This window comes from Spirillospora sp. NPDC048824, from assembly GCF_043198455.1.
In the GTDB taxonomy this organism is placed as follows: domain Bacteria; phylum Actinomycetota; class Actinomycetes; order Streptosporangiales; family Streptosporangiaceae; genus Spirillospora.
In genome coordinates this window covers 123944-140125 of sequence record NZ_JBICUS010000013.1, presented here as the reverse complement: position 1 = coordinate 140125, position 16182 = coordinate 123944, and the positions used below count along the sequence as shown (strand labels likewise).

18 protein-coding genes are annotated in these 16182 nt (G+C 74.7%); 6 read left to right on the top strand and 12 right to left on the bottom strand.

The features are described from left to right. Window positions 1-61: 61 nt before the first annotated feature. Window positions 62-1927, top strand: a complete 1866-nt coding sequence (locus ACGFIS_RS25165; protein WP_392972745.1) for a glycoside hydrolase family 3 protein — start codon at window positions 62-64, stop codon at window positions 1925-1927. Window positions 1928-2061: 134 nt separating this feature from the next. Here the strand turns inward: ACGFIS_RS25165 and ACGFIS_RS25160 are convergent, their stop codons facing one another. Both ACGFIS_RS25160 and ACGFIS_RS25155 read right to left on the bottom strand, forming a co-directional pair. After that, window positions 2062-3111, bottom strand: a complete 1050-nt coding sequence (locus ACGFIS_RS25160; RefSeq protein ID WP_392904099.1) for an alpha/beta hydrolase — start codon at window positions 3109-3111, stop codon at window positions 2062-2064. A 165-nt stretch (window positions 3112-3276) separates the two neighbouring features. Continuing rightward, window positions 3277-4041 (bottom strand): alpha/beta fold hydrolase, encoded by a 765-nt coding sequence (locus ACGFIS_RS25155; protein ID WP_392972743.1) that lies wholly within the window; start codon window positions 4039-4041, stop codon window positions 3277-3279. Between the two features lie 191 nt (window positions 4042-4232). On the opposite strand from ACGFIS_RS25155, the gene ACGFIS_RS25150 reads away from it, so the two are divergent. Next, window positions 4233-4376 carry a hypothetical protein gene (locus ACGFIS_RS25150; RefSeq protein ID WP_392904104.1) on the top strand — a complete coding sequence of 48 codons (144 nt, stop codon included), beginning with the start codon at window positions 4233-4235 and terminating at the stop codon, window positions 4374-4376. Window positions 4377-4400: 24 nt separating this feature from the next. Here the strand turns inward: ACGFIS_RS25150 and ACGFIS_RS25145 are convergent, their stop codons facing one another. The 7 genes from ACGFIS_RS25145 to ACGFIS_RS25115 all read right to left on the bottom strand — a co-directional run bounded on the left by ACGFIS_RS25145 (window position 4401) and on the right by ACGFIS_RS25115 (window position 10097). Next, complete coding sequence (locus ACGFIS_RS25145; RefSeq protein ID WP_392904107.1) at window positions 4401-4967, bottom strand: GNAT family N-acetyltransferase; 567 nt, start codon at window positions 4965-4967, stop codon at window positions 4401-4403. A gap of 109 nt (window positions 4968-5076) precedes the next feature. Further along, the gene (locus ACGFIS_RS25140; RefSeq protein ID WP_392904110.1) at window positions 5077-6135 is read right to left on the bottom strand and encodes a YihY/virulence factor BrkB family protein; all 1059 of its coding nucleotides are present in this window, start codon (window positions 6133-6135) and stop codon (window positions 5077-5079) included. A 13-nt stretch (window positions 6136-6148) separates the two neighbouring features. After that, the gene (locus ACGFIS_RS25135; RefSeq protein ID WP_392972741.1) at window positions 6149-6577 is read right to left on the bottom strand and encodes a DUF3618 domain-containing protein; all 429 of its coding nucleotides are present in this window, start codon (window positions 6575-6577) and stop codon (window positions 6149-6151) included. Next, window positions 6574-7080, bottom strand: a complete 507-nt coding sequence (locus ACGFIS_RS25130) for a phage holin family protein (protein ID WP_392904114.1) — start codon at window positions 7078-7080, stop codon at window positions 6574-6576. Before ACGFIS_RS25130 ends, ACGFIS_RS25135 begins: the two co-directional genes overlap by 4 nt. Window positions 7081-7208: 128 nt before the next feature. After that, complete coding sequence (locus ACGFIS_RS25125) at window positions 7209-8333, bottom strand: AAA family ATPase (RefSeq protein ID WP_392904117.1); 1125 nt, start codon at window positions 8331-8333, stop codon at window positions 7209-7211. Beyond that, window positions 8317-9105 (bottom strand): RNA ligase family protein, encoded by a 789-nt coding sequence (locus ACGFIS_RS25120; RefSeq protein ID WP_392904120.1) that lies wholly within the window; start codon window positions 9103-9105, stop codon window positions 8317-8319. Before ACGFIS_RS25120 ends, ACGFIS_RS25125 begins: the two co-directional genes overlap by 17 nt. Window positions 9106-9200: 95 nt before the next feature. Further along, on the bottom strand, window positions 9201-10097 hold the full coding sequence (locus ACGFIS_RS25115) for a virginiamycin B lyase (protein ID WP_392904122.1): 897 nt from the start codon (window positions 10095-10097) through the stop codon (window positions 9201-9203). Between the two features lie 125 nt (window positions 10098-10222). Between ACGFIS_RS25115 and ACGFIS_RS25110 the strand changes: the two genes are divergently transcribed. After that, complete coding sequence (locus ACGFIS_RS25110; protein ID WP_392904124.1) at window positions 10223-10837, top strand: TetR/AcrR family transcriptional regulator; 615 nt, start codon at window positions 10223-10225, stop codon at window positions 10835-10837. A 127-nt stretch (window positions 10838-10964) separates the two neighbouring features. Here the strand turns inward: ACGFIS_RS25110 and ACGFIS_RS25105 are convergent, their stop codons facing one another. Both ACGFIS_RS25105 and ACGFIS_RS25100 read right to left on the bottom strand, forming a co-directional pair. Then, window positions 10965-11627 carry a response regulator gene (locus ACGFIS_RS25105; protein ID WP_392904127.1) on the bottom strand — a complete coding sequence of 221 codons (663 nt, stop codon included), beginning with the start codon at window positions 11625-11627 and terminating at the stop codon, window positions 10965-10967. Next, window positions 11615-12796 carry a sensor histidine kinase gene (locus ACGFIS_RS25100; protein ID WP_392904130.1) on the bottom strand — a complete coding sequence of 394 codons (1182 nt, stop codon included), beginning with the start codon at window positions 12794-12796 and terminating at the stop codon, window positions 11615-11617. Before ACGFIS_RS25100 ends, ACGFIS_RS25105 begins: the two co-directional genes overlap by 13 nt. 131 nt (window positions 12797-12927) lie before the next feature. Between ACGFIS_RS25100 and ACGFIS_RS25095 the strand changes: the two genes are divergently transcribed. Continuing rightward, a complete protein-coding gene (locus tag ACGFIS_RS25095) occupies window positions 12928-13380 on the top strand; it encodes a DUF6069 family protein (RefSeq protein ID WP_392904133.1) in 453 nt (150 codons plus the stop codon). An 82-nt stretch (window positions 13381-13462) separates the two neighbouring features. On the opposite strand, the gene ACGFIS_RS25090 is transcribed toward ACGFIS_RS25095, so the two are convergent. Beyond that, complete coding sequence (locus tag ACGFIS_RS25090; RefSeq protein WP_392905104.1) at window positions 13463-14602, bottom strand: hypothetical protein; 1140 nt, start codon at window positions 14600-14602, stop codon at window positions 13463-13465. Window positions 14603-14725: 123 nt separating this feature from the next. On the opposite strand from ACGFIS_RS25090, the gene ACGFIS_RS25085 reads away from it, so the two are divergent. Further along, entirely contained in the window at window positions 14726-15748 is a 1023-nt protein-coding gene (locus tag ACGFIS_RS25085; protein WP_392972739.1) for a tyrosine-type recombinase/integrase, read from the top strand. Window positions 15749-15979: 231 nt separating this feature from the next. Then, window positions 15980-16177 carry a hypothetical protein gene (locus ACGFIS_RS25080; RefSeq protein WP_392972737.1) on the top strand — a complete coding sequence of 66 codons (198 nt, stop codon included), beginning with the start codon at window positions 15980-15982 and terminating at the stop codon, window positions 16175-16177. Window positions 16178-16182 lie beyond the last annotated feature (5 nt).

Sequence of the window (16182 nt, the reverse complement as noted above, 5' to 3'; positions counted from 1 at the left end):
CGGGGCTAGCGTGCGAGAAAGACCTTGATCATCCGAAGTTCGGGGGCCGGAGGGAGCCGTCATGTACCGTCCCCGCACGCGCCGCCGCCGGTGGCTCGCCGGCCTTACCGCCGGTGCTCTCGCCGTCACCGGCCTCACCGCCATGATGACGCCCGCCGCGCACGCCGCGCCGCCCGGCGGCGGAAACGGCGGCGGCCACGGAAAGAACCCGGAGCTCATGCGCATCCTGCGGTCGATGACACTGGAGGAGAAGGCCGCCCAGCTGTTCGTCCTGCAGATCCACGGCAAGAGCGCCGACACCACCGACCCCGCCGACGTCGCCGCCAACCGCAGGCTGTACGGGGCCGGCAACGCCGCGCAGGTCATGGCCCGGTACCGGCCCGGCGGATTCATCTACTACGGCAACAACATCGACGACCCCCACCAGGTCGCCGCGTTCTCCAACGGCATCCAGCGCGCCGCGATGGCCGGGCCCCACCGGATCCCCGCGACGATCGCCACCGACCAGGAGGGCGGCATCGTCGCCCGCATCCAGCCGCCCGCGACGCAGTCGCCCGGCGCCATGGCCCTGGCCGCCGGCCGCCGCACCGGCGACGCCCGCGCCCTGGCCCGCATCACCGGACGGGAACTGCGCGCCATCGGCATCAACCAGGACTACGCCCCCGACGCCGACGTCAACGTCAACCCCGCCAACCCCGTCATCGGCGTCCGGTCCTTCGGCTCCGACCCCGGCCTGGTGTCGGACATGGTCACCGCGCAGATCCGCGGATACCGGTCCGGCGGCGTCACCGCGACCGCCAAGCACTTCCCCGGCCACGGCGACACCACCACCGACAGCCACAGCGGCGTCCCCGAGATCGACCACACCCGCCGGGAATGGGAACGGCTCGACCTGCCGCCCTTCCGCGCAGCCATCGCCGCCGGCGTCGACTCGATCATGACCGCGCACATCGTCGTGCCGTCGCTGGACCCGTCCGGCGACCCCGCGACCCTGTCGCGGCCCATCCTCACCGGCATCCTGCGCGACCGGCTCGGCTACCGCGGCGTCGTCGTCACCGACGCCCTCGACATGCAGGGTGTCCGCGACAAGTACGGCGACGAGCGCATCCCCGTCCTCGCCCTCAAGGCCGGCGCCGACGTGCTGCTCAAACCGCCCGTGGACGACGACGGCGCCGGCGTGTTCCCCCGGCAGCTCGCCGCCGTCGTCGCCGCCGTCGAGTCCGGTGAGCTGACCGAGGAGCGCATCGACGCGTCGGTCTACCGGATCCTCGAGCTCAAGCACGAGCGCGGCCTGTTCCGCGACCCCTACACCGACGAGTCCCGGGTCGGCGAGGTGGTCGGGACGCCCGCGCACCTGGCCGCCGCGCAGCGCGCCGCCGACCGCACCACCACCCTGGTCGAGAACGACGCCGGCGTCCTGCCGCTGCGGCCCGGCGCCCGCGACGTCCTGGTCACCGGATGGGGCGTGTCCACCACCGCCGCCCTCGGCACCGAGATCGCCCGGCGCGGCGCCACCGCCACCATCCGGCAGACCGGCATCAGGCCCACCCGGGCGCAGATCGACGAGGCCGCCGAAGCCGCGCGCGGCCAGGACCTCGTCGTCGCCGTCACCAACCGCGCCTGGGACGTCGAAGACGAGCCCGGCCACAACGGCCCCGGGCAGATGAACCTCGTCAAGGCCCTCGCCGCCACCGGCACGCCCGTCGTCGTCATCGCCGTCCGCGACCCCTACGACATCGCCTGGTTCCCCGAGGCCACCACCTACCTGGCCACCTACTCCTACACCGCCGAGGCGCTGCGGTCGGCCGCCAAGACCCTGTTCGGCGAGCTGAACCCGCGCGGGCGGCTGCCGGTCGCCATCCCCGTCCGGGACGAGCCCGGCACCGCCCTGTACCGCTTCGGCCACGGCCTCGGCTACCGCCGCTGACAGGGCGGCCCGGTTCCGGGACGGCAGCCGCAGCCGCCACGGAACCGGGCCGGGCCGGGATCATCACACGGGCCCGTGGCACGCGCCGGTCACACGGGCCGGTCACACGGGCCGGTCACACGGGCCGGGCGGTGTCAGAACTTCCGGGCGCCGATCGACTCCATCAGCGACGGCCAGATGAAGCCCGCCTCGCGGATCCACGCGGGCCAGTTGTGCCGGCCGTCACCGTAGATGTGCGCCGTGTGGGGGATGCCCAGCTCGTCCAGGCGCTTCTTGAACTCCTTGGTGTTCGCGCCGATCGCGATCTCGCTGAGCAGGCCGATGTCCCACGGCGCGACGCCCGGGTCACCGGGACCGGGACGCCCCGTCGTGCCGGCGGAGAAGAACAGGCCGGTGCCGCGCAGCTTCGGCGCCAGCGAGTACGGGTCGTGCGCCGCCCAGTTGGCGTCGTCGGCCCACGGGATCCCCCAGATCGCGAACGGGTCCTGGCCGTTGCCGGCGTTGGTGAACATCAGCATCGCCGGCATGCCGATCGACCGCATCGACAGGATGCCGCTCAGCGACGCCGCGTACTTGAACAGCCCCGGGTGCCGGGCCGCGTAGCTCATCGCGCCCGCGCCGCCCGAGGAGTTGCCGATGGCCGCGCGCAGCGCGCCCGCGCCGTAGTTGCGCTCCAGCAGCTGGCGCACCTCCGCGGTGTGGAAGGTCTCCCACTTGGGCGTCCCGCCCTTGCCGTAGTTGTACCAGTCGGTGTAGGAGCCGTTGGCGCCCTCGGGCATGACGACGATGACGTTGTACTTGAGCGCCCACGCCTCGATGTCGGTGTTCCTGGCCCAGGACGTGTAGTCATCCTGGCCGCCGTGGAAGGCGTACAGGACCGGCCACGTCGCCTGCGCGCCGCGCTGCCAGTCCCTCGGCAGCAGGATGCGGGCGTTCACCGACGTGCCCAGCGACGGCGAGTCGATCGTGATGTCGACCGCGTGCTCGCCGACCTTCTTCTCCGCGGTGATGCGCGCCCCGCTGTCGGCCGCGACCGGCGCCGCGAGAGTCCGAGCGGGCGCGGCCTGCGCGGCGCCCGCACCCACCGCACCGAGCCCGGCGACGAGGACGACGGCGACCGAGCCGGCGGCGAGCGAGCGCTTCCACTGTCCCTGGAGTGGCCGACGGCGAACGGACGTTGTCATCTGCGCTCCTCACGGAAACGGCCCGACCCCCGTGGCCGCGCGACCACGCCGAGTTTCCTCGCCTCCACCGGATCGATCTACAGGGGCCTTTGACAAGAAATGCGCCGCGGGCTGTGAAGAAGTGAGTCATCCGGACCCGCCCGGCCACACCGCCACCGCGCACGGTCACGACCGCCCGGCGGGCTCCAGGGCCGACACCTCGCCGAGGAGCGCGGCGAGGTCGCGCGGCCGGGAGAACATCGGCCAGTGGCCGGTCGGCAGCTCCCGGTAGGTCCAGCCGGGCCCGGTCATCATCGAGAAGACCGGGTGGCCCTGCTCGCCCATCGCCTTCACCGCCGCGAGCGGGATCGTGTTCGCGATCAGCGTGCGCGGCGTCGCGGGCAGGGGATCGGGACGCGTCAGCGCCTGCGTCGCCGTGCCGAACGGCTGCGGTGTGCCGTGCTCGCGCATCACGGCGAGCTGCTCGGCGGACAGGCCGGCGAGGTTGTCCGGGTCGGACTCCGGGTCGAACGGCGGAACCGGGATCTTCCACCCCTCGCCCTGCTCGGCGACCTGCTTCTCCAGCTCCGCACGGGCCTGCGGGTCGTGGAAGTCGATGCCGGCCATGCCCGGCGGCATCGGCCCGGTGTCGACGTACACGATCCGCGCGATCCGCCCGGGGATCCGGTCCGACGCCCCCGTGGCGGCCATGTTCGCGCCGCTGTGCGCGACGAGCACGACCCGCTCCAGGGCGCCGCCCTCGATGACCGACACGATGTCGGCGATGTGGGTGTCGACGTCGACGCCGGGCGCGGCCTCGCCGGCGCGCTCGGCCTGCCCGGCCGGTGTCACCGCGTGGACGTCGTGGCCCGCGGTACGCAGCTCGGCCGCCACCTCGTCCCACGCCCAGGCGCCGAGCCAGTAGCCGGGGACCAGGACGAACGTAGCCATGTCAGCCGTCCCTTCTCCGTGGATGTGACCTCACGCTACGGTCAATACCGGACAGAAACCGCCCGGATTTGGTGAGTGACCCGTGTCATACCCCGCACCGTCGCATCCGACGACCCGCGTCCTGGCGATGCTGGAGCTGCTTCAGGCGCACCACCACCGCCACGCTCACCGAGACCGCCGGGGGAGTGGTCATGATCACCCGGGCGGAGCGGCTGGACGGGATGCCGCGGATGCTGGCCGGGCTCGGCCTCCCGTTCGTCATCCGCCGCCCCGCCGAGCTGCGCGGCCACGTCCGCGACCTCGCCCGCACCCTGGACGAGCAGGCGGGCCGCTGACCGGTCAGCAGATCGGGGGCGGGTTCAGCGCCCGGAGCGGGCGTCCCACTCGTGCCGCAGCATCGCGTAGACGACCTCGTCGGACCATTCGCCCTTGACCATCTCGTTCTGCACCAGGCGCGCCTCGCGGCGCATCCCGAGCCGCTCCAGCACCCGCGCGGACGCGGTGTTGCGGCCGTCCAGCCGCCCCACCACGCGGTGCAGGTCGAGCCCCTCGAAACCCAGCCGCAGCACGACCTCGGCGGCCTCGGTCGCGAACCCCTTGCCGTGGTAGGCGGGATGGAAGATGTACCCGATCTCGCCCTGCCGGTGCTCCCGGCTGCGCCACTGCAGGTTCACCTCGCCCATCAGGTCGCCGGTCTGGCGCCACACCACCGCCAGGACGAGCCAGTCGCCCTCCTTCTCCACGGTGGACGCGGACATCTTCTGCTTCAGGAACGCGCGGGACTCCTCCAGGTTCCGGGGTTCCCAGTACAGGAAGCGAGCCACCTCGGGCAGGGACTGGTAGGCGTACAGGTCCTCGAGGTCGTTCGGACAGAACGGCCGCAGGGTCAGCCGCTCGGTCTCGATCGGATAGGCCGGACGGAGCATGCGATGATCCTATTCGCCGTGTTCGGCCTTATGCGACCCGTGATTGCCCGGGAAAGCGCCTGGCCCCGCCGCGCGAGCGGGGCCGGGAGCGGCCTCCGGGGGCGGCTTTCTAGGGGCGGCCGCCGCCCGGCCGTCCCCGGCGGGGGGCCGGTGCCGCCTCGGCCTCGGCGCGTCGGGCGCCGCCGTCCGGGTGGCCGTCCTCGCCGTCCGCCGACTCGCCGGCACCGGTCTCGCGGCGTTCTTCGTCGTCGAACGCGCGGGTGTCGCGGAACTCCACGTACGGCTCCGCCTCGGCGTCGTGTCCGCCGGCGATGGCGCGGCCGCGTTCCAGCTCGGCGTTCAGTTCGGCGCCCAGCAGGATCGCCAGGTTCGTGATCCACAGCCACACCAGGAAGATGATGATCCCGGCGATGCTGCCGTAGGTCTTGTTGTAGGAGGCGAAGTTCGCCACGTACAGCGCGAACAGGCCCGAGGCCGCCAGCCACAGCAGGACCGCGACCAGCCCGCCCGGCGTGACCCACTGGAAGCCCCGCTTGGCGTTGGGCGAGGCCCAGTACAGCAGCGAGAACAGGAAGCTGATCACCAGCAGCATCACCGGCCACTTGGCGATGCTCCAGATGGTGACGGCCTGGGAGCCCAGGCCGAGGACGTCGCCGATCTCGCGGGCCAGCGGCCCCGACACCACCACCGCGATCACCGACGCCGCCAGCACCGCCAGCGCCAGCAGCGTCACGGCGATCCGGATGGGGACCGTCTTCCAGATCGGCCGCCCCTCGGGAATGTCGTAGACGATGTTGGAGGCCTTCATGAACCCCCCGACATACCCCGACGCCGACCACACGGCGCCGGCCAGGCTCAGCAGGGCGATGACGCCGGCGCCTCCGCCGCTGCCCTGCAGCTGGTTGATCGAGCTGATGAGCAGGTCGCCGACCGCCCCGGGGGCCAGGTCGCTGACGCTGGAGATCAGGTCGTCGGTGGCCGACTGGCCGGCCAGGCCGACCAGGGACACCACCACCAGGATCGCCGGGAAGATCGACAGAATGGCGTAGTAGGTGAGCGCGGCGGCCCAGGAGGTCAGGTTGTCCCTCTTGAACTCCCCGATCGTGCGCTTGAGCGCCTGTTTCCACGACGTGGCGCGCAGCGCGGTGGGTCCACCCGGTTCGGTCATGACCGAACTCTCCTCACAGCAGCGTGCGGCGACGGCGGCGCACGCGGACGGCCTGCCTCTGGCCGGTGCGGAACACCACACGCACCGGGGCGTTGCGGCCCCGCCCGCGCCCCGGGCGCAGCCGTGCCTTGGGTGAGCGGCGCCGGCGCATCCACACCGCCGCGAGCGCGACCGCGCCCGCCGACGCGACGACGGCGCCGCCCCGCTTGGCCTGGTCCGCCGCGCCGGCGCCCTTGACCCGCGCGGTGACCTCCCGCGCCGACGCGGCCGACTCCCGCATCCTGCTCTTGGCGTCGGCGGCCTTCTGCCTGGCCATGGCCTTCACATCGGCCTTGGCGGCGAGCTGCTCCACCGTCTCGCCCAGATCGTGGCGCGCCCGGTCGACCTCCTGCCGAAGCTCCTCGGTCCCCGTCCCGGCGCCCTGCTTGCCCTGCGTGGTCATCGGTGCGTCGCCCTCTCCTTCAGCTCCGCCACGGTCTGCTTCGCCCCGTCCATGGCCTTCTCGGGTTTGGCCGGTGTGGCGCGCTTGGCCTGCGACCGGCCGAGCAGGGCCAGGACGCCCGCGACCAGCATGAGGAACCCGCCGATGATGAGGGCGGCCGCCCACACCGGCAGGACCAGCGCGATCGCGGCGACCGCCGCCGCGAGCAGCACGGCCACCGCGTACAGCGCCACCAGGGCCGCGCCGCCGAACATTCCGGCGCCGGTCCCGGCGTGGCGGCCCTTGTCCTTCAGCTCGGCCACCGCGAGACGCAGCTCGGCGCGCATCAACTCCGACGCCTGCCGCGTCGCCTGCCTGACCAGCTCGCCCGTCCCCGCTTCGTGGTCCGCGCCGTGGAATTCGGGGGCGCGCCCGTAATCGTGCCGGTGCACCCCCCCGGTCCCCGTTTCGGTCCGGGTCCCGGCCTCGGTTCTGCCGTCCTGTGCCGGCCGCGCGATGCTCATGGCTCCGGCCTCCTCCACGTCCTCGTTACGAAGCCCGGGTACAGCCGTTCCCCCAGGTCGCGGACTAAACGTGGCGGCGGCCCCGGCCGCGCGCGGCCGGGCCGCCGGCGGGGACGCGCGGCCGCAGGTCAGCCGGTCGTCAGCCAGTCGACCCGGTGGGCCTCGGTCGGATCGGGGATCTCCCAGCGGCGGACGAGACGGTCGATGACCGCGTCCGGGACGGGGGAGCGCCGGCCGCGGTTGCGGTCGCGGAGCACGCCGGGCGGCGCCTCCAGCGCCACGACCTCGACCCGGCCCCGGTAGCGGGCGATGAGGCCGGTGCACAGATCACGCTGCGTCCGCGACACGTTGGTGGCGTTCCACACGAACGACCGCCCGGCGCGCAGATGCCCGCGGGCCGCCTCGTGCGCGGCGGCGGCCACGGCGCGCTGGTCGCCGGCGGGGGACACGCCCATCTCTCCGCGCAGCCGGTCGAGGCTGACGACGGGCACGCCCGGCCGGTTGGCGGCGATCCAGTGGTCCTTGCCGGCGCCCGGCAGGCCGGACAGGACGGTCGCGGTCAGGCGCGTGTCGTCGTAGGCGGCGTAGCCGGGGTCGCGGCCGGGCTTGCGGAAGTACCAGAACCGGGCGTGGTCGGACGGGAACACGCGCGGGACGTCCAGGCACTCCTGCTCGGCGCAGTACTCCCCGTACAAGGCGACGTTGTCCAGCAGCTCCTCGGTGTCGGGGCAGATCCGGCCGAGGATGTCGGCCGACGCCAGCAGCACCAGGTCGTCGTTGCGGGCCAGCAGGCTGACACGGAACACGATCTGCTGCAGGTCGGGGCGTTCCAGCGCCCAGAACGGCACCTGGTGGTGGCGGATCAGCGCGGCGACGTGCTCGCGCCAGGCGGGCGGCGCGCCCATCTCCCACAGGATCCGCCGCACCATCAGGTCACCGCGCCGCGAATGGCCGCGCGCGGTGATGCGGCCGTCGCCGTCGATGCTCGTGCAGTGCGGCTTGGCGATGTCGTGCATCAGCACGGCCGTGAACAGCCGCACCCGCTCGGCGTGCGGGCGCGCCCGCCACTGCGGCAGCGACGCCAGCGCCTCGCACGCCATCCGGGTGTGGATCTCGACGTCGCCCTCGCCGTGGAACACCGCGTCCTGCGGGACGCCGGCCATGTCGCGGACCCAGCCGAACGCGTCCCGGATCCGCTCCCACGGGACGGTCCAGTGCGGCGGCGCCGGGCACAGGTCATCGAACACCCGCATACAGCACCTCCGGGTCGGCCAGGCCGTTGGCGACGATCGGGCGCTCCTGCCAGTGGGTGCCCGAGTCCAGGATCGCGGTCAGGAAACTCGGCCGCACCCACTTGTAGCGGTCGACGGTCTTCCCGCCCTCCTCCACCTTGATGTAGAGGCCCTCCATGTCGTCGGAGGTGTCGGTCTCCTCGGCGACGCGGCCGGGATCGGCGCCGCCCGCCCGCGCCGCGGCGCGCAGCGCGTCCCGCCACCGCGGGGTTCGGCACGTGGACGGCCCCGCGAACGCGGTCAGCGCCGCCACGTCCCGCAGCGGACCCTCGTGCAGCACGGGCACCGGCACCACCGGCGTGCCCGCGAGCAGCTCACGGCGCCGCCCGGTCGAGAGGAACGTCCCGTCGGACCGGTCGAGGACGTCGAACTCGCAGAAATAGTGCGGCAGCGAATCGTAGAAGACGGTGTGCTTGGCGTACAGCCACTCCCCGTACAGGACGTACCGGTCCTCAAGCCGTTCCCTCAGGACGTGCTGGACGGACGCCGCCCACGCCTTCAGCGGCCCGAACTGGCGTTCCCGGGGCCCGCCCGTCAGGTAGTGGCCGCGGCTCTGCAGCCGCAGCTCCCCACCGGAGGTGAAGCTGATGCCGGCGTTGGCGCCGTCGAGTTTCTCCTCCACCACCAGATACCGCCCGGCGATCGCGGTGAACGGCACCGAGGCGAGGTCGTGGTCGCCCGGCTGGAGCCGGGACCCCTCGATGTGCCGGGTCCGGGGATATTTGCGGAGCATGCCGACCGTTGTAGTGAACGGCGCCGATCATGCCAACCGGTTTTCCGTCCCGGGCGCGTGTGAACCGGAGGGGAAACGGAGGTCGAGCCGGTGGGTCAGGCGGCGGTGACGCGGGCGAGCGCCCCGGTCTCCAGCGCCACCCACAGCGCGCCGTCCGGGCCGAGCGCGATGCCGTGCGGCTCGCATCCGGGGGTCGGCAGCGGGTGCTCGTCGATGCGGCCCCGGGGCGTGATGCGGCCGATGTGCGCGGTGCCCCACTCGGTGAACCACAGGTCCCCGCCGGGGCCGGCGACGATGGCGTGCGGGCGGGCGGCGGGGTCGGGCAGCGGGTACTCGGTGACCTTCCCGTCGGTGGTGATCCGGCCGATGTGCCCGGTGCCGATCTCGGTGAACCACAGCGCGCCGTCGGGCCCGGCGGTGATGCCGACCGGCGCGGACCCTTCGGTGGGCAGCGGGTGGACGGCCAGGTCCCCGTCCGGCGCGATCCTGCCGACCGCGTTGCCCTGGTTGAGGGTGAACCACATCGCCTCGTCCGGGCCCGCCGTGATCATCGAGGGCATGGCGTCCGGGACGGGCAGCGGGTGCTCGGTGACGCGCCCGCCGGTGGTGATCCGGCCGATGCGGCCGGTGTGCATCTGGGTGAACCACAGGGCGCCGTCGGGCCCGGCCGCGATCCCGCACGGGCCGCAGCCCTCCGGGACGGCGAACCGCGCGACGTCGCCGCCGGTGGTGATCCGGCCGATCGCGTCGCCGCGGAAGGCGGTGAACCACAGCGCGCCGTCCGGGCCCGCCGTGATGATCATCGGCCCGCCGGGGAGGGGATCGGGGGGGTGCAGGGTGAGCCGCCCGTCCGGTTCCATCCGGCCCACGCGGCCCTCGTGGACCAGCGTGAACCACAGGGCGCCGTCGGGCCCGGCGGTGATGCCGTACGGGCCCGAGTCCGGTCCGCAGACCGTGAACTCCCTGATCGTGGCGTACGAACCCTGCGTCATGACGTGTCCCCCCTCGTCCTCAACTGCTGTTTCCTCGCGGAGGCGAGGTTAACGCAACGGTTGTTGCGTTACGATGTTCGCGTGGAAAACCGCCGCCCGTACCGCCGATCTCCCCGGGACGGCGCTTGACCGCCCCCGCCCCCGGGCCCGGGACCGTCCGCCCCGGAGGCCGCACCGCGCGGGTGCGCGACGCCGTCCGGGAGGCCACCCTCGCCGAGCTGGCCGAACACGGCTACCCGGGGCTCACCGTCGACGGCGTCGCCGCCCGCTCCGGCGTCCACAAGACCACCGTCTACCGGCGCTGGGGAAACGCCGACGGACTCATCGCCGACGCACTGGACCTCGCCGCCGGGGAACCGTGGCCGGTCCCCGACACCGGCACCCTCGCCGGTGACCTGCGCGCGATCGCCCGGCTCGTCCTGACCGGCTTCACCGACCCCGGGCAGGGACCCGTCGCCCGCGCGTTCGTGCTGGCCGCCGCGCACAGCCCCGGCGCCGCCCGCGCCCTGCACGCCTTCTTCGCGCGGCGGCACGAGCAGTCCGCGGCCGTCGTCGAGCGCGCGGTCGGACGCGGCGAGGCGCCCGCCGGGACCGACGCCGCCGACGTCGTCCGGGTCGCGGTCGCGCCGCTGTACTACCGGCTGTTCGTCACCGGCGAGGCGGTCGACGAGGCCGCCGCCGACCGCGCCGCCGCGGCCGCCGCCGCGGCCGCCCGCGCCGGAACGTTCGTCACCCCTTGACCTGCGGCGCCACCGGAGACGTCGGAGCCGCCGCCCCCCGTCCGACACCTTCACAGGATCGCACCCGGCCATCGAGCGCGTCCGAGCCGAGGCCGGATTCGGAGAGCCGCCCTCCGCGGCCCGGCCCTCAGACGAGACCGGCGTCGTGGGCCAGCAGGGCTATCTGCGTGCGGTTGCCCATGTCCAGCTTGGTCAGGACGCTGGACACGTGCGCCTTGACCGTGGCCACGCTCATGAACAACTCCGCGGCGATCTCGGCGTTGGAGCATCCCCGGGCGATCGCCAGGACCACCTCGCCCTCGCGCGGGCTGAGGCCCTCCAGCGCCGCGCGGGCCCGCTGGTAGGCGCCGGCCTCCACGGCGGCGCGGTCCATGAGCCGGCGGGTGATCCGCGGCGACAGGATCGGGTCCCCGGCCGCGACCTGCCGGACCGCCTGGACGATCTGGTCCGGCGGGGTGTCCTTGAGCAGGAACCCGCTGGCGCCGGCGCGCAGCGCGCGCAGGATGTTCTCGTCGGAGTCGAACGTCGTCAGCACGATCACCTCGGGCGGGTTCGCCCGGGCCCGCAGCCTGCGGGTCGCGGTGATGCCGTCCACCCGCGGCATCCGCAGATCCATGAGCACGACGTCGGGGGCGTGCAGGTCGGCGGCCGCGGGCACCTCGTCGCCGTCGGCGGCCTCCCCGGCCACCGCGATGCCGCCCGTCCCGTCCAGCATCATCGACAGCCCCGCGCGGACGAGCGCGTCGTCGTCGACGATCAGCACGCGCAGGGGACGGGTCACGCCGGCCATGGTAGCCAGGCGCGCAGCCGGAACTCGCCCGCGGTGGTCTCGTGGTCGAGCCGCCCGCCGGCCAGCCGCACCCGCTCGGTCAGCCCGACCAGCCCCGTCCCGCTGCCGGGCGCGGCGGGCCCGGCGCCGGCGGCGGGCAGCGGATTGCGGATGTCGATCACCAGCCGGGTGCCGGGCCGGCCCTCCAGCGCCACCGTGACGGGCCGGCCCGCGGCGTGCTTGCGGGCATTGGTCAGGCCCTCCTGGACCACCCGGTACGCGGTCCGCCCGGCCGCCGCGGGCAGGGCGCCCGGGTCGGCCACCTCATCGCGCAGCTCCACCGTCCCGCCGGCGTCGCGGGACTCCCGCACCAGGTGCGACACGTCGGCCAGGACGGGCTGCGGACGGCCCTCCTCGGCCGCGTCCTCGCCGCGCAGCAGCAGGATCACCTCCCGCAGCTCGTCGAGGGCCTGGTGCACCCCGGCGCGGACCACCCCCGCGGCCTGCGACAGCTTCTCGGGCGGCGCGTCGGGCCGGTACTCCAGCGCCCCCGCGTAGGTGGCCAGCAGCGACAGCCGGTGCGCCAGCACGTCGTGCATCTCCCGGGCGATCCGCGTCCGCTCGGCCATGCGTGCCTCGGCGACCCTGCGGCCCTGCTCGGCCTCCGCGCGGCGGGCGCGTTCGCTCAGCGACACCAGCAGCGCGCGGCGCGCCCGGGCCAGCGCGCCCCAGCCGACCAGCGCGCCGTAGCCGGCCGCGATCAGCAGCAGCCACCACCCGAACGAGATCCCGCCGGGCGGCTGCCACAGCCCCTGGACGACGTGCGCGCCGATCCCCGCCGCGCCGACCCCCGCCGCGACGGGGAACGGCCGCCGCTGCGCCACCTGCAGCGCGGCGATCGTCGCCGCCGGCGTCGCGGCCGGTGACACCGCCGCCAGCGCGGTGAGCACCAGCGCCACCGGGACCGGACGCCACAGCAGCGCGGGCGACAGCAGCAAGGCCGCCGCGCCGACCGCGAGGTCCAGGGCCGGCGTCCCGCCGGCCGCGCCGGCGTCGTGGCGGGCCCAGACCGTCACCCCGGTCAGGACCCCGGCCACGGCGAACACCATCGCCGCAGCGGCCCCGCGGCCCCGCCACCACGGGCCGGTCCCGGCCCGCCCGCGGGTCTCCTCGTGCGCCGGCTCGTCCATCGGCCAAAGGCTAGCTCCGCACGTCACGGCGCCGACACCGACCAAAGTCGGTGCCCGCCCCCACGGCGGTCGGACCCGTCCTGGCCCCGCGCCCGATGCGGTCGCCGCGGCGCCGCGGCGACGCTGAGGCCATGAACAGAGCAGCCATGAAGGCACCGGCCGTGAACCCGCCGGCATCGAAGGAGAATCACAAGCCGAACGGCGGCCCCGCCCGCAGAACACTGACCGTCGCGGGCGCCACGGCCGCCGCGCTCCTCCTGTGGACCCTGGCCGGCCCGGTGGCCGGGCACGCGCCGTCCGCCGCGACCGGCGGCGACGCCCAACCCGTCGGCGCGGTCCCGGTCGCCGTCGCGGGCCTGCTCGCGGGGCTGGCCGCCTGGGCCCTGCTCGCGCTGCTGGAACGGACCGTCGGCCGGCCAGGACGGGTCTGGACGATCGCCGCCGTCGCTGTGCTCGCCCTGTCGATGACCGGGCCGCTCGGCAGTGCCGCCGACACCGCGAGCGCGGCGATCCTGGCCGCGATGCACCTGCTCGTCGCCGCCGTCCTCATCCCCGGCCTCGGTCTCACGGCACGCGGGCGGTGACCGTCCCGCACGGCGGCCGGTCGCGGGCCGCGCGCGGCGCGTCCACCCCCGCCGCACCGTGCGCGGACCGCCGAGGGGGCGGTCAGGAGTCGCGGGCGGCGAGTTCGGCGACGATGGCGCGTTCGCGCTGGGCGCCCGCCTCGGTGCGGGCGGCGTCGCGCTCGCGGGCCAGCTCGGCGGAACGCGCCTGTTCGGCGCGCAGGTCGAGGCGGGCCTCGCCGAGTTCCTCACGCAGCCGCTCGGCCAGCGCACGCGCGTCCGACGCCTCCGCGCGGGCGCCCTCGGCCCGGACGTGCGCCTCGTCCGCGCTCTGGCGGCGGCGTCCGATTTCGGCGCGGGCGGCCTCCAGCGCGGCGACCGCCTCCGCGCGTTCGCGCTGCGCCGCGTCGGCGCGCTGGTCGGCGCGCTCGCGGGCCTGCCCGGCCGCCTGGGCGCGTGCCTCCTCGGCCGCCCGCACCCCCTCGGCACGGGACTGCGCCTCGCGGGCGCCGACCGCCTCCGCCCGGGCCTGCTCCGCGTCGCGCCGGGCGGCCTCGGCGGTGCGGCCGGCCTCGGCGGCCAGTGACCGCGCGTCCTGGGCGTCCAGCCGGGCCTGCTCGGCCTGCGCGTGCGCCTCGGCGGTGGCGCGGTCGGCGTCCAGGCGGGCCTGCCGGACGCGCTGATCCGCTTCCGCGCGCACGGCCTGGACCGTCCGCTCGGCTTCGTCATGGGCGGCCTGCACGGCCGCGTCGGCCTCGGACCGGGCCTGCTCCGCCGCCTGGACGGCGTCGTCGCGTTCCCGTCCGGCCCGCCGGCCGTCCTCGCGGGCGGCTCGGGCGGCCTCCCGCGCCTTCTCCGCGGCCTCCTCGGCGCGGGAGGCCCGCCCGGCGGCGTCCTCCCGGTCGGCCAGCGCGGCGGCCACGGTCCGCTGCGCCTCGGCGCGGACGGCGCTGATGCGCGCCTCCACCCCGCGCGGGGACAGTTCCGCGTCCAGGGCCTCGGCCAGCGGCGCCAGCGCCGCGGCGAGGCCCTGCTCCATGCGTTCGTACAGGTCCTCGGCCCGCGCCAGAGCGCCCTCCAGACCGGGGGTGGCGCGCCGCAGCTCCCGTTCCCGCTTGGCGCGGGACTGGCAGCCGCCGTCCAGGCAGTACTCGCGCGGGCGCCCGCGCCCCTCGCGCTGCGGGACGGGCCGGCCGCAATACCGGCAGGCGCGCTCGGCCGCCTGCACGGGCTGTTCACTCATGGTCACACACGTATCCTAGCTTTTTCTGTATTCCTATTTCCAGAAAATAGGAACACCTGGAAAACCAGGACGTCTAACTGACGACAATGCACGTTCTCAGAAGCCAGCCGCTAGGCTGCCGCCATGGACGATCTCCAGCCGGTCGCCGGTGCCCCCGAGGTGCGCCCCGCGCCGTCCACGCGCAACACCTTCCACGTCTACGTCGCCTCGCTGGAGAGCCCCAGGTCGCGGCGGGCGATGGGCGCGTGCCTGCACCGCCTCGCCGCGATGCTGCACACGGCGTCGGGACACGAGCCGGGCCCGGCGCCGGGGGAGAGGTTCGCGTGGGAGCGGATGCGGGCCGAGCACACGGCCGGCCTGCGGGCGCTGATCGGCCGGCAGACCACGCAGGGCCCGGCCGGGGAACAGGTGCCGTGGTCGCCCTCCTACCGCAACCTGCATCTGTCGGCGCTGCGGGGGGTGCTGCGCACGGCGTGGCGGCTGGGCGAGATGTCCACCGACGACTACCAGCGGGCCAGGGCGGTCGCGAACTTCCGCGGGACGCGGCTGCCCGCCGGGCGCAGCGTCCACGCCGCCGAGTTCACCGCGCTGCTGCGGGCCTGCGCCGCCGACCGGTCACCGGCGGGCACACGCGACGCCGCGCTCCTGGCCGTCCTCTACACGACCGGCGCGCGCCGCGCCGAGGTCGCCGCCCTGCGCCGCGAGGACTACGACCCGGGCGAGCGGTCGCTGCGGATCTCCGGCAAGGGCGACAAGCAGCGGCTGGAATACGTCCACGAGGGCGCCGCCGCGCTGCTGGGCGCGTGGCTGGCGGCCGACGACCGCCCGTCCGGGCCGCTGTTCAAGCCGGTGCACAGGTCGGGCGCGGTCCAGCACCGCCCGATGACCGACGCGGCGGTGCGCAACGCGGTCGTCAAACGCCGCAGGCAGGCCGCCCTGCCGCCGATGACCCCGCACGACTTCCGGCGGACGTTCATCGGCGACCTCCTCGACCAGGGCGTCGACCTCTCCACCGTCCAGCAGCTGGTCGGGCACGCTTCCCCGGCCACCACCGCCCGCTACGACCGCCGCCCCGAACGCCGCCGCCGCGGCGCCGTCGACCGCCTCCCCTTCCCCGCCCCCGAGGACATCGGCGAGAGCGGCTGAGGCACAGACCGGACGCGGTTCCCGGCTGCGACGCAGACGGCGACCGGCTGAGGTTCGCTCTGCAGTTGACCACCGCCAGGTATCTGGCCGCGGCCGGCCTCGGTACCGGCCTCGGCCGTGATTTCGCAAGCGTCTGTGGGATGTGACACCATCCGCCGATGATCTCGGCTTCTCGCTTTGCCGAACTCGTCCGTGAACGACTGCCGTCCGCCACGGCGGAGACCTGCGGACGTGGACGCGTTCGCCTCGGGGATGTGGCGGAAGATCCTCAAGGACCCGGCCCGGCCGGTGATGCTGGTGCGCCGCCATCTGGAGGTGTGCGTGTTCTCCTACCTCGGCGCGCCGGCCCCCGTGGAGAATTCCCACAAGCCGGCCATGGTCATCCCGGGTGACTTGAATGCGGAGGTGGACAGCGGGCACGTCGTGTGACCCTG